21 protein-coding genes and 1 tRNA gene are annotated in these 24208 nt (G+C 52.5%); 14 read left to right on the top strand and 8 right to left on the bottom strand.

Annotated features, from left to right (window positions below):
* Nucleotides 1-21: 21 nt before the first annotated feature.
* Nucleotides 22-1260 carry a fused tRNA nucleotidyltransferase/2',3'-cyclic phosphodiesterase/2' nucleotidase/phosphatase Cca gene (gene cca / locus BEB42_RS05090; RefSeq protein ID WP_105267195.1) on the top strand — a complete coding sequence of 413 codons (1239 nt, stop codon included), beginning with the start codon at nucleotides 22-24 and terminating at the stop codon, nucleotides 1258-1260.
* Between the two features lie 80 nt (nucleotides 1261-1340).
* Here the strand turns inward: cca and bacA are convergent, their stop codons facing one another.
* A complete protein-coding gene (gene bacA / locus BEB42_RS05085; protein ID WP_001305111.1) occupies nucleotides 1341-2162 on the bottom strand; it encodes an undecaprenyl-diphosphate phosphatase in 822 nt (273 codons plus the stop codon).
* 90 nt (nucleotides 2163-2252) lie between these two features.
* Nucleotides 2253-2621 (bottom strand): bifunctional dihydroneopterin aldolase/7,8-dihydroneopterin epimerase, encoded by a 369-nt coding sequence (gene folB, locus BEB42_RS05080; protein ID WP_001295541.1) that lies wholly within the window; start codon nucleotides 2619-2621, stop codon nucleotides 2253-2255.
* 104 nt (nucleotides 2622-2725) lie between these two features.
* Here folB and plsY point away from each other — a divergent pair, with 104 nt between their 5' ends.
* Complete coding sequence (plsY, locus tag BEB42_RS05075) at nucleotides 2726-3343, top strand: glycerol-3-phosphate 1-O-acyltransferase PlsY (protein WP_001272796.1); 618 nt, start codon at nucleotides 2726-2728, stop codon at nucleotides 3341-3343.
* A gap of 12 nt (nucleotides 3344-3355) precedes the next feature.
* Here the strand turns inward: plsY and ttdR are convergent, their stop codons facing one another.
* Nucleotides 3356-4288: an L-tartrate utilization transcriptional activator TtdR gene (gene ttdR, locus BEB42_RS05070; RefSeq protein WP_041124135.1), complete on the bottom strand. Its 933-nt coding sequence runs from the start codon at nucleotides 4286-4288 to the stop codon at nucleotides 3356-3358.
* A 206-nt stretch (nucleotides 4289-4494) separates the two neighbouring features.
* Here ttdR and ttdA point away from each other — a divergent pair, with 206 nt between their 5' ends.
* Genes ttdA through ttdT form a run of 3 tightly spaced genes read left to right on the top strand, consistent with a single transcriptional unit; the run spans nucleotide 4495 to nucleotide 7520 of the window.
* Nucleotides 4495-5406, top strand: a complete 912-nt coding sequence (gene ttdA, locus BEB42_RS05060; RefSeq protein WP_105267194.1) for a L(+)-tartrate dehydratase subunit alpha — start codon at nucleotides 4495-4497, stop codon at nucleotides 5404-5406.
* Nucleotides 5403-6008 (top strand): L(+)-tartrate dehydratase subunit beta, encoded by a 606-nt coding sequence (gene ttdB, locus BEB42_RS05055; RefSeq protein WP_000722957.1) that lies wholly within the window; start codon nucleotides 5403-5405, stop codon nucleotides 6006-6008. Before ttdA ends, ttdB begins: the two co-directional genes overlap by 4 nt.
* A 48-nt stretch (nucleotides 6009-6056) precedes the next feature.
* On the top strand, nucleotides 6057-7520 hold the full coding sequence (gene ttdT, locus BEB42_RS05050) for an L-tartrate/succinate antiporter (RefSeq protein WP_105267193.1): 1464 nt from the start codon (nucleotides 6057-6059) through the stop codon (nucleotides 7518-7520).
* Between the two features lie 42 nt (nucleotides 7521-7562).
* Here the strand turns inward: ttdT and tsaD are convergent, their stop codons facing one another.
* Nucleotides 7563-8576, bottom strand: coding sequence for a tRNA (adenosine(37)-N6)-threonylcarbamoyltransferase complex transferase subunit TsaD (tsaD, locus tag BEB42_RS05045; RefSeq protein ID WP_105267192.1), 1014 nt, complete (start codon nucleotides 8574-8576; stop codon nucleotides 7563-7565).
* A gap of 237 nt (nucleotides 8577-8813) precedes the next feature.
* On the opposite strand from tsaD, the gene rpsU reads away from it, so the two are divergent.
* From rpsU to rpoD, 3 genes are all read left to right on the top strand, one after another.
* Nucleotides 8814-9029 carry a 30S ribosomal protein S21 gene (gene rpsU, locus BEB42_RS05035; protein ID WP_001144069.1) on the top strand — a complete coding sequence of 72 codons (216 nt, stop codon included), beginning with the start codon at nucleotides 8814-8816 and terminating at the stop codon, nucleotides 9027-9029.
* A gap of 110 nt (nucleotides 9030-9139) precedes the next feature.
* Nucleotides 9140-10885 (top strand): DNA primase, encoded by a 1746-nt coding sequence (dnaG, locus tag BEB42_RS05030; RefSeq protein WP_000918834.1) that lies wholly within the window; start codon nucleotides 9140-9142, stop codon nucleotides 10883-10885.
* Between the two features lie 194 nt (nucleotides 10886-11079).
* Nucleotides 11080-12921 (top strand): RNA polymerase sigma factor RpoD, encoded by a 1842-nt coding sequence (rpoD, locus tag BEB42_RS05020; protein ID WP_000437371.1) that lies wholly within the window; start codon nucleotides 11080-11082, stop codon nucleotides 12919-12921.
* 78 nt (nucleotides 12922-12999) lie between these two features.
* Here the strand turns inward: rpoD and mug are convergent, their stop codons facing one another.
* Complete coding sequence (mug, locus tag BEB42_RS05015) at nucleotides 13000-13506, bottom strand: G/U mismatch-specific DNA glycosylase (RefSeq protein WP_000228939.1); 507 nt, start codon at nucleotides 13504-13506, stop codon at nucleotides 13000-13002.
* A 124-nt stretch (nucleotides 13507-13630) separates the two neighbouring features.
* On the opposite strand from mug, the gene BEB42_RS05010 reads away from it, so the two are divergent.
* A tRNA-Ile gene (locus tag BEB42_RS05010) sits at nucleotides 13631-13706 on the top strand.
* 53 nt (nucleotides 13707-13759) lie between these two features.
* Here BEB42_RS05010 and nfeF read toward each other — a convergent pair.
* A complete protein-coding gene (gene nfeF / locus BEB42_RS05005) occupies nucleotides 13760-14524 on the bottom strand; it encodes an NADPH-dependent ferric chelate reductase NfeF (protein WP_105267191.1) in 765 nt (254 codons plus the stop codon).
* A 287-nt stretch (nucleotides 14525-14811) separates the two neighbouring features.
* On the opposite strand from nfeF, the gene nfeR reads away from it, so the two are divergent.
* Nucleotides 14812-15435 carry a DNA-binding transcriptional regulator NfeR gene (nfeR, locus tag BEB42_RS05000; RefSeq protein WP_000018005.1) on the top strand — a complete coding sequence of 208 codons (624 nt, stop codon included), beginning with the start codon at nucleotides 14812-14814 and terminating at the stop codon, nucleotides 15433-15435.
* 117 nt (nucleotides 15436-15552) lie between these two features.
* Here nfeR and aer read toward each other — a convergent pair whose 3' ends face one another.
* Nucleotides 15553-17073 (bottom strand): aerotaxis sensor receptor Aer, encoded by a 1521-nt coding sequence (gene aer, locus BEB42_RS04995; protein ID WP_032185156.1) that lies wholly within the window; start codon nucleotides 17071-17073, stop codon nucleotides 15553-15555.
* 417 nt (nucleotides 17074-17490) lie between these two features.
* On the opposite strand from aer, the gene ygjG reads away from it, so the two are divergent.
* Nucleotides 17491-18870, top strand: coding sequence for a putrescine aminotransferase (ygjG, locus tag BEB42_RS04985; RefSeq protein WP_001352922.1), 1380 nt, complete (start codon nucleotides 17491-17493; stop codon nucleotides 18868-18870).
* Nucleotides 18871-18911: 41 nt separating this feature from the next.
* On the opposite strand, the gene BEB42_RS04980 is transcribed toward ygjG, so the two are convergent.
* Nucleotides 18912-19244 carry a tRNA-binding protein gene (locus BEB42_RS04980; RefSeq protein WP_000450598.1) on the bottom strand — a complete coding sequence of 111 codons (333 nt, stop codon included), beginning with the start codon at nucleotides 19242-19244 and terminating at the stop codon, nucleotides 18912-18914.
* Between the two features lie 218 nt (nucleotides 19245-19462).
* Here BEB42_RS04980 and ebgR point away from each other — a divergent pair, with 218 nt between their 5' ends.
* The 3 genes from ebgR (at nucleotide 19463) to BEB42_RS04960 (ending at nucleotide 24168) form a co-directional block, all read left to right on the top strand.
* Nucleotides 19463-20446 carry a transcriptional regulator EbgR gene (gene ebgR / locus BEB42_RS04970; protein ID WP_000212473.1) on the top strand — a complete coding sequence of 328 codons (984 nt, stop codon included), beginning with the start codon at nucleotides 19463-19465 and terminating at the stop codon, nucleotides 20444-20446.
* Between the two features lie 183 nt (nucleotides 20447-20629).
* Nucleotides 20630-23722, top strand: coding sequence for a beta-galactosidase subunit alpha (ebgA, locus tag BEB42_RS04965; RefSeq protein ID WP_001082911.1), 3093 nt, complete (start codon nucleotides 20630-20632; stop codon nucleotides 23720-23722).
* On the top strand, nucleotides 23719-24168 hold the full coding sequence (locus tag BEB42_RS04960) for a beta-galactosidase subunit beta (protein WP_001219950.1): 450 nt from the start codon (nucleotides 23719-23721) through the stop codon (nucleotides 24166-24168). Before ebgA ends, BEB42_RS04960 begins: the two co-directional genes overlap by 4 nt.
* Nucleotides 24169-24208 lie beyond the last annotated feature (40 nt).

The raw sequence follows: 24208 nt of genomic DNA, 5'->3' as shown, positions 1-24208 counted from the left end.
ATTTGACGAAGGGAAGATGGCGTGAAGATTTATCTGGTCGGTGGTGCTGTTCGGGATGTATTGTTAGGGCTACCGGTCAAAGACAGAGATTGGGTGGTAGTCGGTAGTACGCCACAGGAGATGCTCGACGCGGGCTACCAGCAGGTAGGCCGCGATTTTCCTGTTTTTCTGCATCCGCAAACGCATGAAGAGTATGCGCTGGCACGTACCGAACGGAAATCCGGTTCCGGTTACACCGGTTTTACCTGCTATGCCGCACCGGATGTCACGCTGGAAGATGATCTTAAGCGGCGCGATCTGACCATTAATGCGCTGGCCCAGGACGATAACGGCGAGATTATCGACCCGTACAACGGTCTGGGCGATCTGCAAAATCGTCTGTTGCGCCATGTTTCCCCCGCTTTTGGCGAAGATCCGTTACGCGTATTGCGCGTGGCGCGTTTTGCTGCGCGTTATGCCCACCTCGGTTTTCGTATTGCCGATGAAACTCTGGCGCTGATGCGCGAGATGACCCACGCGGGTGAACTGGAACACCTGACGCCTGAACGGGTGTGGAAAGAGACGGAAAGCGCCCTCACTACCCGCAATCCCCAGGTGTTCTTCCAGGTACTGCGCGATTGCGGCGCACTGCGCGTTTTATTCCCGGAAATTGACGCCCTGTTTGGCGTTCCGGCCCCTGCCAAGTGGCATCCGGAAATCGACACCGGTATTCACACCTTAATGACGCTCTCAATGGCGACGATGCTAAGTCCGCAGGTCGATGTCCGTTTCGCAACGCTATGCCACGATCTCGGTAAAGGACTGACGCCGCCAGAACTTTGGCCGCGTCATCATGGTCATGGCCCGGCGGGTGTGAAGTTAGTGGAACAACTATGCCAGCGTCTGCGCGTGCCAAATGAAATTCGCGATTTAGCCAGACTGGTGGCTGAGTTTCACGATCTCATCCACACCTTCCCAATGCTGAACCCAAAAACCATCGTCAAACTATTTGATTCCATCGACGCCTGGCGTAAACCGCAGCGTGTCGAGCAACTGGCGCTGACCAGCGAGGCTGATGTGCGCGGCAGAACCGGTTTTGAATCAGCGGACTACCCGCAAGGCCGCTGGTTGCGCGAAGCCTGGGAAGTGGCACAGTCAGTGCCGACAAAAGCCGTCGTTGAAGCGGGATTTAAAGGTGTGGAGATTCGCGAAGAGCTGACCCGACGGCGGATTGCGGCGGTAGCCAGCTGGAAGGAACAACGTTGTCCAAAGCCTGATTAAGCACTTGAATTTCAATTTATTGCAAACACCGGCCAGGTCGGATAAGACGCACAAGCGTCATATCCGACACTATTCCTCAATCAAAAGAACACGACATACACCGCAGCCGCCACAATAAAGCGATAAATGGCGAAAGGGATAAACGAAATGCGCTTAATCAATTGCAGGAAGGTTTTAATCGCTATCAGCGCCACCACAAAAGCGGTGATAAACCCAACGGCAAACATCGGGATATCGCCGGTTGTCAGGAAGCCCCAGCTTTTGTAGAGATCGAGCGCCGTTGCGCCCATCATCATCGGCACCGCCAGCAGGAACGAGAACTCAGAAGCCGCATAACGGCTCACACCCATCAGCATCCCACCTGAAATGGTCGCCCCGGAACGGGAGAAACCTGGCCACAGCGCCAGACACTGGAAGCAGCCAATCATAAACGCCTGACGATAGGTCATATCATCGAGACCCGGCGCACGCGGTTCTTTTGGTTTCAGGCATTCGGCGGCAATCAGCAACAGACCGCCAACGACCAGCGCATACATCACATTTATTGGATTAAACAACGACTTAATCGTGTCGTGGAACAACAGCCCCAGTACTACCGCTGGGATCATGCCAAGCAGAATGTGGATCAGCGTTAAACGGCCTTTGCTTTCTCCTTCGTGTTGCAGCGGACGACCAAAGTGAATGCCAATCAGGCCAAACAGACGCCGCCAGAACATCACTACTACCGCCAGAATTGATCCTAACTGGATCACGACTTCAAAGGTTTTCGCCGTGTCGCCCTCAAATCCCAACAAGTGACCGACAATAATCATATGGCCCGTGCTGGATACCGGCAGAAATTCTGTCAATCCTTCGACCACACCCAATATTGCCGCTATCAGCAGCGAGTGCATATCGCTCATCAATAAACCCCTAAATTATAAAAATGTAACGCTTGTCCAAACTACTGCAGTATGACCAGGTTATAACCGTTTGGTTTAACAGCTGTAAAATTAATTATTTTCTTTCAGATTATTGCCACGCTCAATGATGACGCCAACATTCGCCGCCCGCGCCACTGCGCCTGGCTTGCTGAGTTTGATACGCACCCACGGCGAGTTGAAGCGTGCTAACAGCAGCTCCGCCACCTCTTCCGCCACACGTTCCACCAGCGCAAAACGCGCGCCCTCGACGTGGCTGACTACCGTTTCTGCAATGTCAGCGTAACTGAGGCAATCCGCCACATCATCACTTTTCGCCGCTTTACGGTTATCCCACGCCATTTCGATATCGAACACTAACTTCTGTTCGATGGTCTGCTCCCAGTCGTAAACACCAATAGTGGTGATTACCGAAAGTTGCTCTATAAATACAATATCCATCACGTCCTGCCTGCTTTTTGGCTAACCGGATACCACTTCCGGCGAAATGTGCGTATTATCCACAGATTCATCGTTGAACACGAATTTTCAAAACGGAACAGCTTATGAGTGCAATCGCGCCTGGAATGATCCTCATCGCGTACCTCTGCGGCTCCATTTCCAGTGCCATTCTGGTTTGCCGCTTGTGTGGGCTGCCCGATCCGCGAACCAGCGGCTCCGGTAATCCTGGCGCAACCAATGTGTTACGTATCGGTGGCAAGGGAGCAGCCGTAGCAGTACTGATTTTCGACGTTCTGAAAGGAATGTTGCCCGTCTGGGGCGCGTATGAATTAGGTGTCAGCCCCTTCTGGCTAGGCTTAATTGCCATCGCCGCCTGCCTTGGACACATCTGGCCCGTTTTCTTCGGTTTTAAAGGAGGAAAAGGCGTTGCTACCGCTTTTGGTGCCATCGCACCAATTGGCTGGGATCTCACCGGAGTAATGGCGGGAACCTGGTTACTGACCGTGCTATTGAGCGGATACTCGTCGCTGGGAGCGATTGTCAGCGCACTGATTGCTCCATTTTACGTCTGGTGGTTTAAGCCACAATTCACCTTCCCGGTTTCGATGCTCTCATGCCTGATCCTGCTGCGCCATCATGACAACATCCAGCGTCTGTGGCGTCGTCAGGAGACAAAAATCTGGACGAAATTCAAAAGAAAGCGCGAAAAGGATCCTGAGTGATTTTTCGCGAGTCTACATAACCTGATAGCCTTCGTCGGGCTTGCCCAGCCGCTGCTGGCACCATGCCGCCAGAAATTCCACGCAGACACGTAATTTCATGCTGCGATAGAGCGGCTCCCGGTAAACAGCCCAGATATTGGCGCTTTGTGCATACTCCGGCAATACTCGCACCAGTTTGCCACTCTCCAGAAACGGTAAAACATCCCACTCAGAACGCAGCATAATTCCTTTTCCTTCCAGCGCCCATTGCAGCACAATCTCGCCGCTATTGGAGGAAAGGTGCCCGCTTACCTTCACCGATTTTTTCTCCTGACCGTTCCCCAACTCCCATATTCCGTGGGTCATATCGCGCTCTTTGGTCACCAGACAGTCATGACGACTTAATTCCTGCAAGGATTGTGGCTGCGGATATTTTTGCAGATACTCAGGCGCTGCACATAATATTCGTTTATTTTTTGTCAAAAGATGCGCAATATAATAATCAGGAATTTCGTCATTAATACGAATATCCAGATCAATATTATCCTGCACTAAATCAATTTGCCGATCGAACAATTCAAAATGCACCTGTAACTCAGGATAATTGCGCATCAGTTCGGTAATAGCTGGCGCAATATGGCTGCGCCCAAAACCAAAACTACAGCCAATACGAATCATCCCCTCCGGGCGCGTTTTGATTTGCGTGACGTCATCGACCAGTCGCTGATATTGGGTGAGGATTTCCAGCGCATGCTCGTAACAACGTTGGCCACTTTCAGTCAGCGCCACGCCGCGGGCGGAGCGGTTCAGCAGCGTTGTTGCCAGCGTATTTTCAAGGAGTTGGATCCGCTTGGTGACAAATGCAGGCGTTTGCCCAAGCGTCGCCGCTGCAGCACTAAAACTCCCGCTGTGGACGATTTCTACCAGTACCTGCAAATCTTTGGCTAAAGGCCAGCTATTCAGCATCGTTAATTATCCGCAGTTGTGATAAGCGCAGTGTATTTCGCAAAACATTGCCATTCCCTGCTCTGGCGCAATATTCATTCTTATTTTCGCGTTGATTCACGAACTGTGAATTACATATTCACGGCGGCAAAAAATATAAAACCACATTTTTAGTGGTAGTTTGTAGCAGTGAATTTTTCCAGACAAATACATAAACTGGAGTTGCCATGATGAGCGAAAGTAATAAGCAACAGGCAGTGAATAAGTTGACGGAGATTGTCGCTAACTTTACCGCCATGATTTCTACCCGAATGCCCGATGACGTGGTGGACAAACTAAAACAGCTAAAGGATGCCGAAACGTCGTCGATGGGGAAAATCATCTACCACACGATGTTCGACAACATGCAAAAAGCAATCGACCTGAATCGTCCTGCCTGTCAGGACACCGGCGAAATCATGTTTTTTGTTAAGGTCGGTTCCCGTTTCCCACTGCTTGGCGAGCTGCAAAGCATTCTTAAGCAAGCCGTGGAAGAGGCAACCGTCAAAGCGCCACTGCGTCACAATGCGGTAGAAATTTTTGACGAAGTGAACACCGGCAAAAATACCGGCAGCGGCGTACCGTGGGTCACCTGGGATATCGTCCCCGACGGTGACGATGCGGAAATCGAAGTTTACATGGCAGGCGGCGGCTGCACGTTGCCTGGTCGTTCGAAAGTGTTAATGCCGTCGGAAGGCTACGAAGGCGTAGTGAAATTCGTCTTCGAAAATATCTCCACCCTCGCCGTAAACGCCTGTCCACCGGTACTGGTAGGCGTGGGCATCGCCACCTCGGTGGAAACCGCCGCTGTGCTCTCACGTAAAGCCATTTTGCGCCCGATTGGCAGCCGCCATCCCAATCCAAAAGCGGCAGAGCTGGAACTACGCCTGGAAGAAGGACTCAACCATCTGGGGATTGGTCCACAGGGGCTGACTGGCAACAGTTCAGTGATGGGCGTACATATCGAATCTGCCGCCCGCCATCCGTCAACCATCGGCGTTGCTGTTTCTACCGGCTGCTGGGCGCATCGTCGCGGCACACTGCTGGTTCATGCCGATCTCACCTTTGAAAATCTGTCTCACACCCGGAGCGCGTTATGAAAAAGATCCTGACAACCCCGATCAAAGCTGAAGATCTGCAAGATATTCGCGTCGGCGATGTGATCTACCTGACCGGTACGCTGGTAACCTGCCGTGACGTTTGTCACCGTCGCTTGATCGAACTCAAACGTCCGATCCCTTACGATCTCAACGGCAAAGCGATTTTCCACGCTGGCCCCATCGTGCGCAAAAACGGCGACAAATGGGAGATGGTATCCGTCGGCCCGACAACCAGTATGCGTATGGAAAGTTTTGAACGTGAATTTATCGAACAGACCGGCGTGAAACTGGTGGTCGGCAAAGGCGGAATGGGGCCGCTGACCGAAGAAGGCTGCCAGAAATTCAAGGCGCTGCATGTGATTTTCCCGGCAGGCTGCGCAGTACTGGCGGCAACCCAGGTGGAAGAGATTGAAGAGGTGCACTGGACAGAACTCGGGATGCCGGAGTCGCTGTGGGTCTGCCGGGTCAAAGAGTTCGGTCCGCTGATTGTCTCTATTGATACCCACGGCAACAACCTGATAGCCGAAAACAAAAAGCTGTTCGCCGAACGCCGCGATCCCATCGTGGAAGAGATTTGCGAGCACGTCCACTACATCAAATAACCCTCCCGGAGAGGCTCACCCCCTCTCCTTTTTCGCAGGCATAACACGATGAAACCTTCCACTGAATGGTGGCGATACCTTGCGCCGCTGGCGGTCATCGCCATTATTGCTCTAATTCCGGTTCCCGCAGGGCTGGAGAGTCATACCTGGCTCTACTTTGCCGTTTTTACTGGCGTGATCGTTGGACTGATCCTCGAACCCGTGCCGGGTGCCGTGGTGGCGATGGTGGGTATCTCCATTATCGCCATTCTCTCGCCGTGGCTGCTGTTTAGCCCGGAGCAGCTCGCCCAGCCAGGTTTTAAGTTCACCGCCAAATCCCTCTCCTGGGCGGTTTCTGGTTTTTCTAATTCGGTTATCTGGCTGATTTTCGCCGCCTTTATGTTTGGCACAGGCTATGAAAAAACCGGGCTGGGGCGACGTATCGCGCTGATTCTGGTGAAAAAGATGGGGCATAGTACGCTGTTTCTCGGCTATGCGGTGATGTTCTCCGAGCTGATCCTGGCACCTGTAACACCGTCCAACTCGGCGCGCGGTGCGGGGATTATCTATCCCATCATCCGTAACCTGCCACCGCTCTATCAATCACAACCAAACGACAGCAGTTCGCGCAGCATTGGCTCGTACATCATGTGGATGGGGATTGTTGCCGACTGCGTGACCAGCGCCATTTTCCTGACGGCGATGGCACCAAACTTGCTGTTAATTGGACTGATGAAAAGCGCATCTCACGCCACGCTGAGTTGGGGCGACTGGTTTCTCGGCATGTTGCCGCTCAGCATTTTACTGGTTCTGCTGGTTCCCTGGCTGGCTTACGTGCTGTACCCGCCGGTACTGAAGTCTGGTGATCAGGTGCCGCGCTGGGCAGAGACGGAACTGCACGCAATGGGCCCGCTCTGTTCTCGTGAAAAACGGATGCTGGGGCTGATGGTAGGCGCACTGGTGCTGTGGATTTTCGGCGGTGATTATATCGATGCCGCGATGGTCGGTTACAGCGTGGTGGCACTGATGCTGCTTCTGCGCATTATCTGCTGGGACGATATTGTCAGTAATAAAGCGGCGTGGAACGTTTTCTTCTGGCTGGCCTCGCTTATCACCCTCGCTACCGGACTCAACAACACCGGTTTTATTAGCTGGTTTGGCAAACTGTTAGCAGGCAGCTTAAGCGGTTATTCGCCAACGATGGTGATGGTGGCGTTGATTGTGGTCTTTTATCTGCTACGCTACTTCTTTGCCAGCGCCACGGCGTATACCTCCGCTCTCGCGCCGATGATGATTGCCGCCGCGCTGGCGATGCCGGAAATCCCGCTTCCCGTGTTCTGCCTGATGGTTGGCGCGGCAATTGGTCTGGGGAGCATTCTTACGCCATACGCCACCGGACCCAGTCCAATTTACTACGGTAGTGGTTATCTGCCAACGGTGGATTACTGGCGACTGGGTGCAATTTTTGGGCTGATATTCCTCGTGTTGCTGGTGATTACCGGCTTACTGTGGATGCCCGTGGTGTTGCTTTAAGTGAGGACGGTGCCGGAAGTGACTCTCCGGCACCTAATAGTTTTACGCGGCCGGTAACTCTGCCAGCGGCCAGCGCGGACGCACGCTAACGCCGAGATCCGCCGTCGCGCCTGCTTTAAACCGCACCATTCCGGCATAGGCGATCATCGCGCCGTTATCAGTACAAAATTCCGGACGCGCGTAGAACACTTCGCCACGGCGTTTTTTCATCATTTCAGCCAGCTTCGCCCGTAACGTGCGGTTAGCACTCACGCCGCCTGCCATTACCAGTCGCTTAAAGCCTGTCTGATCCAGCGCTCGCTTACACTTAATCATCAACGTATCGACCACCGCATCTTCAAAGGCGCGGGCGATATCAGCACGCGTCTGGTCGTCGGTGCCGTTGTCACGAATCGTGTTCGCCGCAAAGGTTTTCAGACCAGAAAAGCTGAAATCCAGCCCCGGACGGTCGGTCATCGGACGCGGGAAGACAAAGCGCCCGGCAGTACCCTGAGCCGCCATTTTCGACAGTAATGGCCCGCCAGGATAATCCAGCCCCAGCAGCTTCGCGGTTTTATCAAACGCTTCCCCGGCGGCATCATCGATAGACTCTCCGAGCAGCTCGTACTGACCAATGCCAGTCACGCTGATTAACTGCGTATGACCGCCGGAAACCAGCAGCGCGACAAACGGAAATTCCGGTGGGTTATCTTCCAGCATCGGCGCTAACAGATGCCCTTCCATATGGTGTACCGGGATCGCCGGAGCGCCCCAGGCAAATGCCAGCGAACGCCCGACCGTTGCGCCAACCAACAGCGCACCGACTAATCCAGGGCCTGCAGTATAGGCCACGGCGTCAATGTCTTTTGCCGTTAAACCGGACTCTTTCAGCGCCGCCTGGATCAACGGTACGGTTTTACGCACGTGATCGCGGGAGGCCAGTTCAGGCACGACGCCGCCGTAGTCAGCGTGCAATTTCACCTGACTATACAATTGGTTGGCTAACAAACCTTTTTCATCGTCGTAAATGGCGATGCCGGTTTCATCGCAGGAAGTTTCAATACCCAGTACACGCATGACTTGTTTTACCTCGCTTTATTACCGCGCAGTGTAGGACCAATGCGGGTTGATGTAAAACTTTGTTCGCCCCTGGAGAAAGCCTCGTGTATACTCCTCACCCTTATAAAAGTCCCTTTCAAAAAAGGCCGCGGTGCTTTACAAAGCAGCAGCAATTGCAGTAAAATTCCGCACCATTTTGAAATAAGCTGGCGTTGATGCCAGCGGCAAACCGAATTAATCAAAGGTGAGAGGCACATGCCGGTAATTAAAGTACGTGAAAACGAGCCGTTCGACGTAGCTCTGCGTCGCTTCAAGCGTTCCTGCGAAAAAGCAGGTGTTCTGGCGGAAGTTCGTCGTCGTGAGTTCTATGAAAAACCGACTACCGAACGTAAGCGCGCTAAAGCTTCTGCAGTGAAACGTCACGCGAAGAAACTGGCTCGCGAAAACGCACGCCGCACTCGTCTGTACTAATTCCCCGAGAGCGTTGCTCTCCGATCAGACCGAGTTGTAGTTGTAAGGCCGTGCTTCCGAAAGGAATGCGCGGCTTATTTTCGTTTATGAATTGCTAAAAATCGGGGCCTATGGCTGGACGAATCCCACGCGTATTCATTAATGATCTGCTGGCACGCACTGACATCGTCGATCTGATCGATGCCCGTGTAAAGCTGAAAAAGCAGGGCAAGAATTTTCACGCGTGTTGTCCATTCCACAACGAGAAAACCCCGTCATTCACCGTTAACGGTGAGAAACAGTTTTACCACTGCTTTGGATGTGGCGCGCACGGCAACGCGATCGACTTCCTGATGAACTATGACAAGCTCGAGTTCGTCGAAACGGTCGAAGAGCTGGCGGCAATGCACAATCTTGAAGTGCCATTTGAAGCAGGCAGCGGCCCCAGTCAGATCGAACGCCATCAACGGCAAACGCTTTATCAGTTGATGGACGGTCTGAATACGTTTTACCAACAATCTTTACAGCAACCTGTTGCCACGTCTGCGCGCCAGTATCTGGAAAAACGCGGACTAAGCCACGAGGTTATCGCCCGCTTTGCGATTGGTTTTGCGCCCCCCGGCTGGGACAACGTCCTGAAACGGTTTGGCGGTAATCCAGAAAATCGTCAGTCATTGATTGATGCGGGCATGTTGGTCACCAACGATCAGGGGCGTAGTTACGATCGTTTCCGCGAGCGGGTGATGTTCCCCATTCGCGATAAACGCGGTCGGGTAATTGGTTTTGGCGGGCGCGTGCTGGGCAACGATACCCCCAAATACCTGAACTCGCCGGAAACCGATATTTTCCATAAAGGCCGCCAGCTATACGGTCTTTATGAGGCGCAGCAGGATAACGCTGAACCCAATCGTCTGCTTGTGGTCGAAGGCTATATGGACGTGGTGGCGCTGGCGCAATACGGCATTAATTACGCTGTCGCGTCGTTAGGCACGTCAACCACTGCCGATCACATTCAGTTGTTGTTCCGCGCGACCAACAATGTCATTTGCTGTTATGACGGCGACCGTGCAGGTCGCGATGCTGCCTGGCGAGCGTTGGAAACGGCGTTGCCTTACATGACAGACGGACGGCAGCTACGTTTTATGTTTTTGCCTGATGGCGAAGACCCTGACACGCTGGTGCGCAAAGAAGGTAAAGAAGCGTTTGAAGCGCGGATGGAGCAGGCGATGCCGCTCTCCGCTTTTCTGTTTAACAGTCTGATGCCGCAAGTTGATCTGAGTACCCCTGACGGGCGCGCACGTTTGAGTACGCTGGCACTGCCATTGATATCGCAGGTGCCGGGCGAAACGCTGCGAATATATCTTCGTCAGGAATTAGGCAACAAATTAGGCATACTTGATGACAGCCAGCTTGAACGATTAATGCCAAAAGCGGCGGAGAGCAGCGTTTCTCGCCCTGTTCCACAGCTAAAACGCACGACCATGCGTATACTTATAGGGTTGCTGGTGCAAAATCCAGAATTAGCGACGTTGGTCCCGCCGCTTGAGAATCTGGATGAAAATAAGCTCCCTGGACTTGGCTTATTCAGAGAACTGGTCAACACTTGTCTCTCTCAGCCAGGTCTGACCACCGGGCAACTTTTAGAGCACTATCGTGGTACAAATAATGCTGCCACCCTTGAAAAACTGTCGATGTGGGACGATATAGCAGATAGGAATATTGCTGAGCAAACCTTCACCGACTCACTCAACCATATGTTTGATTCGCTGCTTGAACTGCGCCAGGAAGAGTTAATCGCTCGTGAGCGCACGCATGGTTTAAGCAACGAAGAACGCCTGGAGCTCTGGACATTAAACCAAGAGCTGGCGAAAAAGTAATTTAACGGCTTAAGTGCCGAAGAGCGATCGGGAAGCCCCCGACAGCCGCACTGAGAGGCAGCGGCAAATATATAAGTACGCCCTCGTAATTATCGTTGGCGGTAAATAACCGTTGGATTTCAGCGTTAACGGCTGAAGGACAGCGGGTCAATCGCCCAACACCAACCTCATGAAATAAGTGTGGATACCGTCTTATGGAGCAAAACCCGCAGTCACAGCTGAAACTTCTTGTCACCCGTGGTAAGGAGCAAGGCTATCTGACCTATGCCGAGGTCAATGACCATCTGCCGGAAGATATCGTCGATTCAGATCAGATCGAAGACATCATCCAAATGATCAACGACATGGGCATTCAGGTGATGGAAGAAGCACCGGATGCCGATGATCTGATGCTGGCTGAAAACACCGCGGACGAAGATGCTGCCGAAGCCGCCGCGCAGGTGCTTTCCAGCGTGGAATCTGAAATCGGGCGCACGACTGACCCGGTACGCATGTACATGCGTGAAATGGGCACCGTTGAACTGTTGACCCGCGAAGGCGAAATTGACATCGCTAAGCGCATTGAAGACGGGATCAACCAGGTTCAATGCTCCGTTGCTGAATATCCGGAAGCGATCACCTATCTGCTGGAACAGTACGATCGTGTTGAAGCAGAAGAAGCGCGTCTGTCCGATCTGATCACCGGCTTTGTTGACCCGAACGCAGAAGAAGATCTGGCACCTACCGCCACTCACGTCGGTTCTGAGCTTTCCCAGGAAGATCTGGACGATGACGAAGATGAAGACGAAGAAGATGGCGATGACGATAGCGCCGATGATGACAACAGCATCGACCCGGAACTGGCTCGCGAAAAATTTGCGGAACTGCGCGCTCAGTACGTTGTAACGCGTGACACCATCAAAGCGAAAGGTCGCAGTCACGCTGCCGCTCAGGAAGAGATCCTGAAACTGTCTGAAGTATTCAAACAGTTCCGCCTGGTGCCGAAGCAGTTTGACTACCTGGTCAACAGCATGCGCGTCATGATGGACCGCGTTCGTACGCAAGAACGTCTGATCATGAAGCTCTGCGTTGAACAGTGCAAAATGCCGAAGAAAAACTTCATTACCCTGTTTACCGGCAACGAAACCAGCGATACCTGGTTCAACGCGGCAATTGCAATGAACAAGCCGTGGTCGGAAAAACTGCACGATGTCTCTGAAGAAGTGCATCGCGCCCTGCAGAAACTGCAGCAGATTGAAGAAGAAACAGGCCTGACCATCGAGCAGGTTAAAGATATCAACCGTCGTATGTCCATCGGTGAAGCGAAAGCCCGCCGTGCGAAGAAAGAGATGGTTGAAGCGAACTTACGTCTGGTTATTTCTATCGCCAAGAAATACACCAACCGTGGCTTGCAGTTCCTTGACCTGATTCAGGAAGGTAACATCGGCCTGATGAAAGCGGTAGATAAGTTCGAATATCGCCGTGGTTACAAGTTCTCCACCTACGCAACCTGGTGGATCCGTCAGGCGATCACCCGCTCTATCGCGGATCAGGCGCGCACCATCCGTATTCCGGTGCATATGATTGAGACTATCAACAAGCTCAACCGTATTTCTCGCCAGATGCTGCAAGAGATGGGCCGCGAGCCGACGCCGGAAGAACTGGCTGAACGTATGCTGATGCCGGAAGACAAGATCCGCAAAGTGCTGAAAATCGCCAAAGAGCCAATCTCCATGGAAACGCCGATCGGTGATGATGAAGATTCGCATCTGGGGGATTTCATCGAGGATACCACCCTCGAGCTGCCGCTGGATTCTGCGACCACTGAAAGCCTGCGTGCGGCAACGCACGACGTGCTGGCTGGCCTGACCGCGCGTGAAGCGAAAGTTCTGCGTATGCGTTTCGGTATCGACATGAACACCGACCACACGCTGGAAGAAGTGGGTAAACAGTTCGACGTTACCCGCGAACGTATCCGTCAGATCGAAGCGAAGGCGCTGCGTAAACTGCGTCACCCGAGCCGTTCTGAAGTGCTGCGTAGCTTCCTGGACGATTAATCGGTAGGTCGGATCAGGCGTTACGCCACATCCGGCACTTTTCCCTTTGCACAAACGCCACCTTTTCGGTGGCGTTTTTTATCGCCCACGCACTACCAACGCCTGGTCCAGTTCCCGATACGCCTCAACCAGTTTCTCCAGTGAAACGCGACTTAAACCGCTGGGATTTGGCAGTACCCAAATCTGCGTCGAACCAATAGTGAGCGTTTGTTTCCCCCAGTGCGTGCCGCGCTGGCTAAAGCCCTGCTCATAAGCCTGTTTGCCGAGGATCGCCAACGCTTGTGGTTGATAATCCTCAATTTTTTCAATCAGCTTACGCCCGCCTGCGTGCAGCTCCTGCTTTGAAACTTCATTGGCTTGCACCGTTGGACGGTCTACCAGTTTGGTGACACCACAACGATAATCCAGCAGATGCTGTGCCTCCTGCGGCTTCAACTGACGGTCGGTAAACCCAGCCTGATATATCACCTTCCAGAAGCGATTTGCCGGATGAGCAAAGGGAAAACCAGTTCCGGCGGATGAAAGACCAGGATTGATACCGCAAAACACAACCCGTAACCCTGGAGCCAAAATATCCTCAACCATATTTACTCCTTTCTAACATCACCAGGAAAAGTATAACGGATTGAAAATACATTGTTTATAAAAACAGCAGGCGAGCGGTAATGGCTGGATTGCGACACGGAGTTACTTTATAATCCGCTACCATGGCCCCTTAGCTCAGTGGTTAGAGCAGGCGACTCATAATCGCTTGGTCGCTGGTTCAAGTCCAGCAGGGGCCACCAGATATAGCAAAGGCTGACGAGAAATCGTCAGCCTTTTTCTTTTTATATATCAGTTACTTTTCGTGCCAGTAAGCCGCTGCGCGTACCCGCTGTGGGTCATACTGTTCCGCTTCAAAGCGGCTGCTTAAATTCTTAACGACTTTGCCTTCGCCGGTTATCCAGATGAAGTAATCATCGGCAGGGATTTGCAGCTGCGCCAGGCGTGCGTCTACCGCCTGCTCATCATGCGCCAACCATTCGATATTAAAACCATCAAGGTGCGCGAGATAATCCTGACAGGCGTTATCCTGTACGCTGACCAGCGCGGTAACTTGCGGTTTAACGGCAAGTTTACTCAACGTTTCCAGGCGGCGGCGCAGTGCCGGCATTCCGGACTCATCGCAAACATACACCTGATACGCGTAATCTTCCGGCACCACCAGCGAACCGCGCGGACCTGCCACCGTGAGTTTATCGCCCGGTTGCGCCTGCATTGCCCAGCTGCTGGCGACTCCGCCGTCGTGAATAAAGAAATCGATCGCCAGTTCATGACGTTGTTCGTCATACAGTGGCGTATAGTCACGCGACGGTGGGCGTGGTCCTTCCGGCCAGACGATCCCCTCTTCCGTTACCGTTGGCGGCACAAAGTGAACGTCAGATTGAGGAAAGAAGAGTTTGCTGTGATCGTCAAAGCCGCGCGATGTAAAACCGTCCAGCGCCTCGCCGCCGAGGACAATGCGCTGAAAACCGGCACTGATACGCTCAACGCGTAACACAGTCAGTTCACGGAAGCGCAGATCATTGCGAACGCGCTGTGGGTAGCTGGGGGTGTTATTCATTGTTATCGCCTTCGTGATGATAATCAGATATATCTAAATAAAATTATTAAATGATAATGATTGTTAATCGTGATAAATGCAAGCGATTTGTAGAACTGATATGTCTATAGTCTGATAAGACGAACCGCCTCTTCTCAGGCATCATTACTCAACGCCGGATGCGGCGTGAACGCCTTATCCGGCCTACGTGTGAGATGAGTCCACGTTTAAAAATCATTTTTACACTTGCACTAATGCTTACATCAGATATAAATTAGATATATCTAATTAAGCAAAAGGAGGCTGATATGAGCCATCATCACGAAGGGTGTTGTAAACATGAAGGCCAGCCACGCCATGAAGGCTGCTGCAAAGGTGAGAAATCAGAACATGAACACTGTGGACACGGTCACCAGCATGAACACGGTCAATGCTGTGGTGGTCGCCACGGTCGCGGCGGCGGTCGTCGGCAACGTTTCTTTGGTCACGGCGAATTGCGTCTGGTGATTCTGGATATTCTCTCGCGCGATGACAGCCACGGTTACGAATTGATTAAAGCGATTGAAAATCTGACCCAGGGAAATTACACCCCAAGCCCGGGCGTCATCTACCCGACGCTGGATTTTCTGCAGGAGCAGTCGCTGATTACCATCCGCGAAGAGGAAGGTGGTAAGAAGCAGATTGCGCTGACCGAACAAGGCGCGCAGTGGCTGGAAGAAAACCGCGAACAGGTGGAGATGATTGAAGAGCGCATCAAAGCGCGTTGCGTTGGCGCTGCGCTGCGCCAGAACCCGCAAATGAAGCGGGCGCTGGATAATTTTAAAGCGGTGCTGGATTTACGCGTCAACCAGAGCGATATCACTGATGCACAAATAAAAAAGATCATTGCGGTGATCGACCGCGCCGCTTTTGATATTACCCAACTGGATTAATCGCCAACCACCGGATGCAGCATGAACGCCGTATCCGCCTACGCCCCCGTAGGCCTGATAAGATGCGCCAGCATCGCATCAGGCATTGTTCGCCAACCGCCGGATGCGGCATATCGATTAATGCAGCACCGTCACCGCGTCTTCCAGTCGGCTGGCGCGGTGTTTCACCATCGCCGACACCTGCGCACTCTCTTCCACTAACTCGGCGTTTTTCTGGGTGATCAGGTTAAGCTCATCCACCGCACGGGTCAGGCTGGAAAGCCCATCGGCCTGTTCCAGCGTTGAATGGCTAATCTGAGCTATCAACTGGGTGACGTTTTTTACCTGCGCCACAATATCTTCCATCGTCCGTCCGGCGGCGTGTACCTGCTGCGAACCGGATTGCACCTTATCAGCACTGGCATCAATCAGCTTGCGAATATCGTTGGCGGCATTAGCACTGCGGCTGGCTAAATGACGCACTTCCCCTGCCACCACTGCAAAACCTTTGCCTTGTTCTCCGGCACGCGCCGCTTCCACCGCCGCATTCAGGGCGAGAATATTGGTCTGAAACGCAATATCGTTAATCAGCGAAGTAATGGTGCCAATGCGCTGGGTACTGTCAGCAATATCGTCCATCGTTTTGATCACCGTGGACATCGCCTCCCCGCCCTGCACGGCCGCATTACTGGCGGTGATCGAAAGTTTATCGGCAGCCGACGCCGTGGCAGAGTTCTGTTTCACCGACGCCGCCATCTGGTTCATGGTCGCCACCGTTTGCTGAACATTATCAACCGTCTGTTGGGTATGTTCGTTCAGTTCATCAGTGCCTTTCGCCAGCGTCTCGCTGCCGTTTCTGACACTGGACACCTGGCTCGAGACATCGTTAATTAGCCAACGGCACATCAGGCCAAGCTGCCCTACCGCGCGTAATGTCAGCCCCAGCTCATCGCTGCGATTCAGATGCTCAACACTATTACGTTCTCCGGTCGCCACCTTCAGTGCCTGACGGGCGACATTTTCTATCGGGCGCACAATCTGCCATTCAAAACAGGCGCTTACTAACAATACCACTAATGCACAGAGGAAATACGACACCACCGGGGCAGCAACAAACCAAAGCATAGCCGCCAACAAGATAAACATCAGCGTCATCACTCCACGCGCCCGCCAGCGAAGCGGCAATGAAGGCAGTTTTCCCAGCCAGCCTTTACGCACCACCAGGCCTTTATGAATACGCTTACTGGTACGTCCGGCGTTCAACGCTTTGTACAGTGGCTCCACCGCCGCAATCTCTTCATCCGTCGCCCGGGTACGAATCGACATATAGCCACTGATTTTTCCCTCGCGCACCATCGGTACCGCATTGGCCCGCACCCAATAATGGTCGCCATTTTTGCGGCGATTTTTCACGATGCCGCTCCAGGGCTCCCCTTTTTTCAGGGTGAACCACATATCCGCAAACGCCGCTTTTGGCATATCGGGATGACGCACCATATTGTGCGGCTGCCCCTGTAACTCCTGCAAGGTATAGCCGCTCACCTGCACAAAAGTGTCATTAGCATGAGTGATATAGCTTTGCAGATCGGTAGTGGACATCAGAGTGGTATCGTCCGCCAGCGGGGTATTTTGCTGGGTGACATACGGATGAGAAGACATGTTCGCGTCCTGTGCAGGTTATATGGTTGTTAACTTCTTGTCAGAGTTTATGTCGGCCCCGCTGCGGTTATCTTTAACCGATTAATTTGATTTAGATCGCAATTTGCGATTAAAGCACAAATCTAATTCCTTGATTTAAAATACTTTCACTCTGTTACTATACGAAAACGTTAATTATCTTGCCCAAAAATCAGGCATTTATTGTCCTGAAAGCGTGCATTTGCGCAGCGATCGCCACATCCATACCCAATATAGACCGTGCAAAATAACAGCAAATGTTAACAAATAGCATTAAATATTGCGTAAATGATAACCACATTTGTGTTTATCCCGATTTTCGCGATTGCAGCCGGAGTGGCGCAATCCCTGCAATACTTAAATCGGTATCATGTGATACGCGAGCCTCCGGAGCATATTTTGAACAGGTTACCTTCGAGCGCATCGGCTTTAGCGTGCAGCGCCCACGCCCTGAATCTCATTGAGAAGCGAACGCTGGATCATGAGGAGATGAAAGCACTTAACCGAGAGGTCATTGAATACTTCAAAGAGCATGTCAATCCGGGGTTTTTAGAGTATCGCAAATCTGTTACCGCCGGCGGGGATTACGGAGCCGTAGAGTGGCAAGCGGGAGGTTTAAATACGCTTGTCGACACCCAGGGACAGGAGTTTATCGACTGCCTTGGAGGTTTTGGAATTTTCAACGTGGGGCACCGTAATCCAGTTGTGGTTTCCGCCGTACAGAATCAACTTGCGAAACAACCGTTGCACAGCCAGGAGCTGCTCGATCCGTTACGGGCGATGCTGGCGAAAACCCTTGCTGCGCTAACGCCAGGTAAACTGAAATACAGCTTCTTCTGTAATAGCGGCACCGAGTCCGTTGAAGCAGCGCTGAAGCTGGCGAAGGCTTATCAGTCGCCGCGCGGCAAGTTTACTTTTATTGCCACCAGCGGCGCGTTCCACGGTAAATCGCTTGGCGCGCTGTCGGCCACGGCGAAATCGACCTTCCGCAAACCGTTTATGCCGTTACTGCCGGGCTTCCGTCATGTACAGTTTGGCAATATCGAAGCCATGCGCACGGCTCTTAACGAGTGCAAAAAAACCGGTGACGATGTTGCCGCAGTGATCCTTGAGCCGATTCAGGGCGAAGGTGGCGTAATTCTGCCGCCGCCGGGCTATCTCACCGCCGTGCGTAAGCTGTGCGATGAGTTCGGCGCACTGATGATCCTCGATGAAGTACAAACGGGCATGGGGCGCACGGGCAAGATGTTCGCCTGCGAGCATGAGAACGTTCAGCCGGACATTCTGTGTCTGGCAAAAGCCCTCGGCGGCGGCGTGATGCCGATTGGCGCAACCATCGCCACTGAAGAGGTGTTCTCAGTTCTGTTCGACAACCCGTTCCTGCATACCACCACCTTTGGCGGCAACCCGCTGGCCTGTGCGGCGGCGCTGGCGACCATCAATGTGTTGCTGGAGCAGAACTTACCGGCTCAGGCTGAGCAAAAAGGCGATATGTTGCTGGACGGTTTCCGTCAACTGGCGCGGGAATATCCCGATCTGGTACAGGAAGCGCGTGGTAAAGGGATGTTGATGGCGATTGAGTTTGTTGATAACGAAATCGGCTATAACTTTGCCAGCGAGATGTTCCGCCAGCGCGTCCTGGTGGCCGGAACGCTCAATAACGCCAAAACGATCCGCATTGAACCGCCACTGACACTGACCATTGAACAGTGCGAACTGGTGATCAAAGCGGCGCGTAAGGCGCTGGCGGCCATGCGAGTAAGTGTCGAAGAAGCGTAATATCAAATCGGATGGCGATACGATGTCGCCATCCGATTGTTTTATACGATACGTACGCCCGCAGGCATCATCCGCTCCGGCGTTAACAGCACGCTTTCACTGCCATCATCGGTTTCCGCACACAACAGCATGCATTCCGATGTTTCACCACGCATTTTTGCTTTTTGCAGATTGCATAAGACCACCACCGTTTTCCCCATCAGCTCTTCTTCGCTGTAGTACGGCACCAGGCTGGTCACGGTTTGCAGCGTTTTTTCACCAACATCAACCTGTACGATGTACAGCTTGTCGGCGTTTTCATGGCGTTTAACTTCCACAATCTTTCCAACGCGCATTTCCAGACGCGCGAAATCGGTATAAGCCACGGTTTCCATTGTTATCCCTCTTCAAGTAAAATTTTACTAAACTATAGCAAAAAATTTTCTCAATCCTGTAGGCTAAAAATGGAGAATGCAGGCGTGATCACATTCGTGAGCCGCTGTGTTACCGTTACAGCGTCAAAGAAACGCGCTTTATTTACTGAAAACAGGTGACCCGATAAGCACTTCCTCTACAATGGGGGCGCACATCAGGGAAAGTAAAAAAGGTAAACATGGCAACACTAAAAGACATCGCAATCGAAGCTGGCGTATCCCTGGCGACAGTATCCAGGGTCTTAAATGACGATCCGACATTGAATGTGAAAGAAGAGACGAAACATCGCATTCTCGAGATCGCCGAAAAGCTGGAGTACAAGACCAGTAGTGCCCGTAAACTCCAGACAGGTGCAGTCAACCAGCACCATATTCTGGCTATCTATAGCTACCAGCAGGAGCTGGAGATCAACGATCCTTACTATCTGGCGATCCGCCACGGCATTGAAACCCAGTGCGAAAAGCTGGGCATCGAGCTCACCAACTGTTATGAACACAGCGGCTTACCAGACATTAAAAACGTCACCGGTATTTTAATTGTCGGCAAACCCACGCCCGCCCTGCGCGCCGCTGCCAGCGCGTTGACCGACAATATCTGTTTTATCGACTTTCACGAACCCGGCAGCGGTTACGATGCGGTGGATATCGATCTGGCACGTATCAGTAAAGAAATCATCGACTTCTATATCAACCAGGGCGTTAATCGTATTGGTTTTATTGGCGGTGAAGATGAGCCTGGCAAGGCGGATATTCGTGAGGTCGCCTTTGCGGAATATGGCCGACTGAAACAAGTGGTACGCGAAGAGGATATCTGGCGCGGCGGTTTTTCCAGTTCGTCGGGCTATGAACTGGCAAAACAGATGCTGGCGCAGGAAGACTATCCGAAGGCACTGTTTGTTGCTTCCGATTCCATTGCTATTGGCGTACTGCGGGCAATTCATGAACGTGGTCTGAACATCCCGCAGGATATTTCACTTATCAGCGTTAACGACATCCCCACCGCGCGATTTACCTTTCCGCCGCTCTCCACCGTGCGCATCCACTCCGAGATGATGGGAAGCCAGGGCGTTAACCTGGTGTATGAAAAAGCCCGGGATGGTCGCGCGCTGCCGCTGTTAGTCTTCGTTCCCAGCAAATTAAAACTGCGCGGCACGACCCGTTAAATCCCCTTACACACTGTCCGGCAATCGTTTTTGCCGGACAGCGCTGCCGTTTATTTTCGTGATCCAGTTAAAGTAAATGCATTTACTCGCTATATTTTAGTAAAAATTTTACTAAACTCCCCAGCAATTACACAAACTACCATCACCATGAATGGTTCCGATTTCTCTCTACCGGGAGGCCCTATGAATCGCTGGGAAAACATTCAGCTCACCCACGAAAACCGACTTGCGCCGCGTGCGTACTTTTTCTCATATGATTCTGTTGCGCAAGCGCGTACCTTTGCCCGCGAAACCAGCAGCCTGTTTCTGCCCTTAAGTGGTCAGTGGAATTTCCACTTTTTTGACCATCCGCTGCAAGTGCCAGAAGCCTTCACCTCTGAGTTAATGGCTGACTGGGGGCATATTACCGTCCCCGCCATGTGGCAAATGGAAGGCCACGGCAAACTGCAATATACCGACGAAGGTTTTCCGTTCCCTATCGATGTGCCGTTTGTTCCCAGCGATAACCCAACCGGTGCCTATCAACGTATTTTCACCCTCAGTGACGGCTGGCAGAGTAAACAGACGCTGATTAAATTTGACGGCGTCGAAACCTATTTTGAAGTCTACGTTAACGGTCAGTATGTGGGTTTCAGCAAGGGCAGTCGCCTGACCGCAGAGTTTGACATCAGCGCGATGGTTAAAACCGGCGACAACCTGTTGTGTGTGCGCGTGATGCAGTGGGCGGACTCTACCTACGTGGAAGACCAGGATATGTGGTGGTCGGCGGGGATCTTCCGCGATGTTTATCTGGTCGGTAAACAACTCACGCATATTAACGATTTCACCGTGCGTACCGACTTTGACGAAGCCTATTGCGATGCCACGCTTTCCTGCGAAGTGGTGCTGGAAAATCTCGCCGCCTCCCCTGTCGTAACGACGCTGGAATATACCCTGTTTGATGGCGAACGCGTGGTGCACAGCAGCACCATTGATCATTTGGCAATTGAAAAACTGACCAGCGCCAGCTTTGCTTTTACTGTCGAACAGCCGCAGCAATGGTCAGCAGAATCCCCTTATCTTTACCATCTGGTCATGACGCTGAAAGACGCCGACGGCAACGTTCTGGAAGTGGTGCCACAACGCGTTGGCTTCCGTGATATCAAAGTGCGCGACGGTCTGTTCTGGATCAATAACCGTTATGTGATGCTGCACGGCGTCAACCGTCACGACAACGATCATCGCAAAGGCCGCGCCGTTGGAATGGATCGCGTCGAGAAAGATCTCCAGTTGATGAAGCAGCACAACATCAACTCCGTGCGTACCGCTCACTACCCGAACGATCCGCGTTTTTACGAACTGTGTGATATCTACGGCCTGTTTGTGATGGCGGAAACCGACGTCGAATCGCACGGCTTTGCTAATGTCGGCGATATCAGCCGTATTACCGACGATCCGCAGTGGGAAAAAGTCTACGTCGAGCGCATTGTTCGCCATATCCACGCGCAGAAAAACCATCCGTCGATCATCATCTGGTCGCTGGGCAATGAATCCGGCTATGGCTGTAACATCCGCGCGATGTACCACGCAGCGAAGGCGCTGGATGACACGCGACTGGTGCATTACGAAGAAGATCGCGATGCTGAAGTGGTCGATATTATTTCCACCATGTACACCCGCGTGCCGCTGATGAATGAGTTTGGTGAATATCCGCATCCGAAGCCGCGCATCATCTGTGAATACGCCCATGCGATGGGGAACGGTCCGGGCGGGCTGACGGAGTACCAAAACGTATTCTATAAGCACGATTGCATTCAGGGACATTATGTTTGGGAATGGTGCGACCACGGGATCCAGGCGCAGGATGACAACGGCAATGTCTGGTATAAATTCGGCGGTGACTACGGCGACTATCCCAACAACTATAACTTCTGTCTTGATGGTTTGATCTATTCCGATCAGACGCCGGGGCCGGGACTGAAAGAGTACAAACAGGTTATCGCGCCGGTAAAAATCCACGCGCTGGATCTGACTCGCGGCGAGCTGAAAGTAGAAAATAAACTGTGGTTTACCACGCTTGATGACTACACTCTGCACGCAGAAGTGCGCGCCGAAGGTGAAACACTCGCGACGCAGCAGATTAAACTGCGCGACGTTGCACCGAACAGCGAAGCGCCCTTGCACATTACGCTGCCGCAACTGGACGCCCGTGAAGCGTTCCTCAACATTACAGTGACCAAGGATTCCCGCACCCGCTACAGCGACGCCGGGCACCCTATCGCCACTTATCAGTTCCCGCTGAAGGAAAATACCGCGCAGCCAGTGCCTTTCGCACCAAATAATGCGCGTCCGCTGACGCTGGAAGACGATCGCTTGGGCTGCACCATTCGCGGCTACAACTTCGCGATCACCTTCTCAAAAATGAGTGGCAAACCGACATCCTGGCAGGTGAATGGCGAGTCACTGCTGACCCGCGAACCAAAGATCAACTTCTTCAAGCCAATGATCGACAACCACAAGCAGGAGTACGAAGGACTGTGGCAACCGAACCATTTGCAGATTATGCAGGAACATCTGCGCGACTTTGCCGTTGAGCAAAGTGATGATGAAGTGTTGATCATCAGCCGCACGGTTATTGCCCCGCCGGTGTTTGACTTCGGGATGCGCTGTACCTACATCTGGCGCATCGCTGCCGATGGTCAGGTTAATGTGGCGCTTTCCGGCGAACGTTACGGCGACTATCCGCACATCATTCCGTGCATCGGTTTCACCATGGGGATTAACGGCGAATACGACCAGGTAGCATATTACGGACGTGGACCGGGCGAAAACTACGCCGACAGCCAGCAGGCTAACATCATTGATATCTGGCGCAGTACCGTCGATGCCATGTTCGAGAACTATCCCTTCCCGCAGAACAACGGCAACCGTCAGCATGTCCGCTGGACGGCACTCACTAATCGCCACGGCAACGGTCTGCTGGTGGTTCCGCAGCGCCCCATTAACTTCAGCGCCTGGCACTACACCCAGGAAAACATCCACGCTGCCCAGCACTGTAACGAACTGCAGCGCAGTGATGACATCACCCTGAATCTTGACCACCAACTGCTTGGCCTCGGCTCTAACTCCTGGGGCAGCGAAGTGCTGGACACCTGGCGCGTCAGGTTCCGTGACTTCAGCTACGGCTTTACGTTGCTGCCAGTTTCTGGCGGGGAAGCTACCGCGCAAAGCCTGGCGTCGTATGAGTTCGGCGCAGGGTTCTTTTCCACGAATTTGCACAGCGAGAATAAGCAATGAGGATCATCGATAACTTAGAACAGTTCCGCCAGATTTACGCCTCTGGCAAAAAGTGGCAACGCTGCGTTGAAGCGATTGAAAATATCGACAACATTCAGCCTGGCGTCGCCCACTCCATCGGTGACTCATTGACTTACCGCGTGGAGACAGACTCCGCGACCGATGCGCTATTTACCGGGCATCGACGCTATTTTGAAGTACATTACTACCTGCAAGGACAACAAAAAATTGAATATGCGCCGAAAGAGACATTACAGGTAGTGGAATATTATCGTGATGAAACTGACCGTGAATATCTAAAAGGCTGCGGAGAAGCCGTTGAGGTCCACGAAGGGCAAATCGTTATTTGTGATATCCATGAAGCGTATCGATTTATCTGTAATAACGCGGTCAAAAAAGTCGTTCTCAAAGTCACCATCGAAGATGGTTATTTCCATAACAAATAACAATTACGGCGGCATAAGGAGTTTGCCGCCACCGCTACCC

It is taken from the genome of Escherichia sp. MOD1-EC5990 (assembly GCF_002965285.1).
GTDB lineage: Bacteria > Pseudomonadota > Gammaproteobacteria > Enterobacterales > Enterobacteriaceae > Escherichia > Escherichia coli_F.
The sequence above is the reverse complement of the archived record's forward strand: the minus strand, read 5'-3'. Positions and strand labels throughout refer to the sequence as shown.

Bases quoted from the DNA above. Each gene is read 5' to 3' on its own strand.
- bacA (WP_001305111.1), bottom strand. From the start codon at position 2,162: ATGAGCGATATGCACTCGCTGCTGATAGCGGCAATATTGGGTGTGGTC.
- folB (WP_001295541.1), bottom strand. From the start codon at position 2,621: ATGGATATTGTATTTATAGAGCAACTTTCGGTAATCACCACTATTGGT.
- plsY (WP_001272796.1), top strand. From the start codon at position 2,726: ATGAGTGCAATCGCGCCTGGAATGATCCTCATCGCGTACCTCTGCGGC.
- ttdR (WP_041124135.1), bottom strand. From the start codon at position 4,288: ATGCTGAATAGCTGGCCTTTAGCCAAAGATTTGCAGGTACTGGTAGAA.
- ttdA (WP_105267194.1), top strand. From the start codon at position 4,495: ATGATGAGCGAAAGTAATAAGCAACAGGCAGTGAATAAGTTGACGGAG.
- ttdB (WP_000722957.1), top strand. From the start codon at position 5,403: ATGAAAAAGATCCTGACAACCCCGATCAAAGCTGAAGATCTGCAAGAT.
- ttdT (WP_105267193.1), top strand. From the start codon at position 6,057: ATGAAACCTTCCACTGAATGGTGGCGATACCTTGCGCCGCTGGCGGTC.
- tsaD (WP_105267192.1), bottom strand. From the start codon at position 8,576: ATGCGTGTACTGGGTATTGAAACTTCCTGCGATGAAACCGGCATCGCC.
- rpsU (WP_001144069.1), top strand. From the start codon at position 8,814: ATGCCGGTAATTAAAGTACGTGAAAACGAGCCGTTCGACGTAGCTCTG.
- dnaG (WP_000918834.1), top strand. From the start codon at position 9,140: ATGGCTGGACGAATCCCACGCGTATTCATTAATGATCTGCTGGCACGC.
- rpoD (WP_000437371.1), top strand. From the start codon at position 11,080: ATGGAGCAAAACCCGCAGTCACAGCTGAAACTTCTTGTCACCCGTGGT.
- mug (WP_000228939.1), bottom strand. From the start codon at position 13,506: ATGGTTGAGGATATTTTGGCTCCAGGGTTACGGGTTGTGTTTTGCGGT.
- nfeF (WP_105267191.1), bottom strand. From the start codon at position 14,524: ATGAATAACACCCCCAGCTACCCACAGCGCGTTCGCAATGATCTGCGC.
- nfeR (WP_000018005.1), top strand. From the start codon at position 14,812: ATGAGCCATCATCACGAAGGGTGTTGTAAACATGAAGGCCAGCCACGC.
- aer (WP_032185156.1), bottom strand. From the start codon at position 17,073: ATGTCTTCTCATCCGTATGTCACCCAGCAAAATACCCCGCTGGCGGAC.
- BEB42_RS04980 (WP_000450598.1), bottom strand. From the start codon at position 19,244: ATGGAAACCGTGGCTTATACCGATTTCGCGCGTCTGGAAATGCGCGTT.
- ebgR (WP_000212473.1), top strand. From the start codon at position 19,463: ATGGCAACACTAAAAGACATCGCAATCGAAGCTGGCGTATCCCTGGCG.
- ebgA (WP_001082911.1), top strand. From the start codon at position 20,630: ATGAATCGCTGGGAAAACATTCAGCTCACCCACGAAAACCGACTTGCG.
- BEB42_RS04960 (WP_001219950.1), top strand. From the start codon at position 23,719: ATGAGGATCATCGATAACTTAGAACAGTTCCGCCAGATTTACGCCTCT.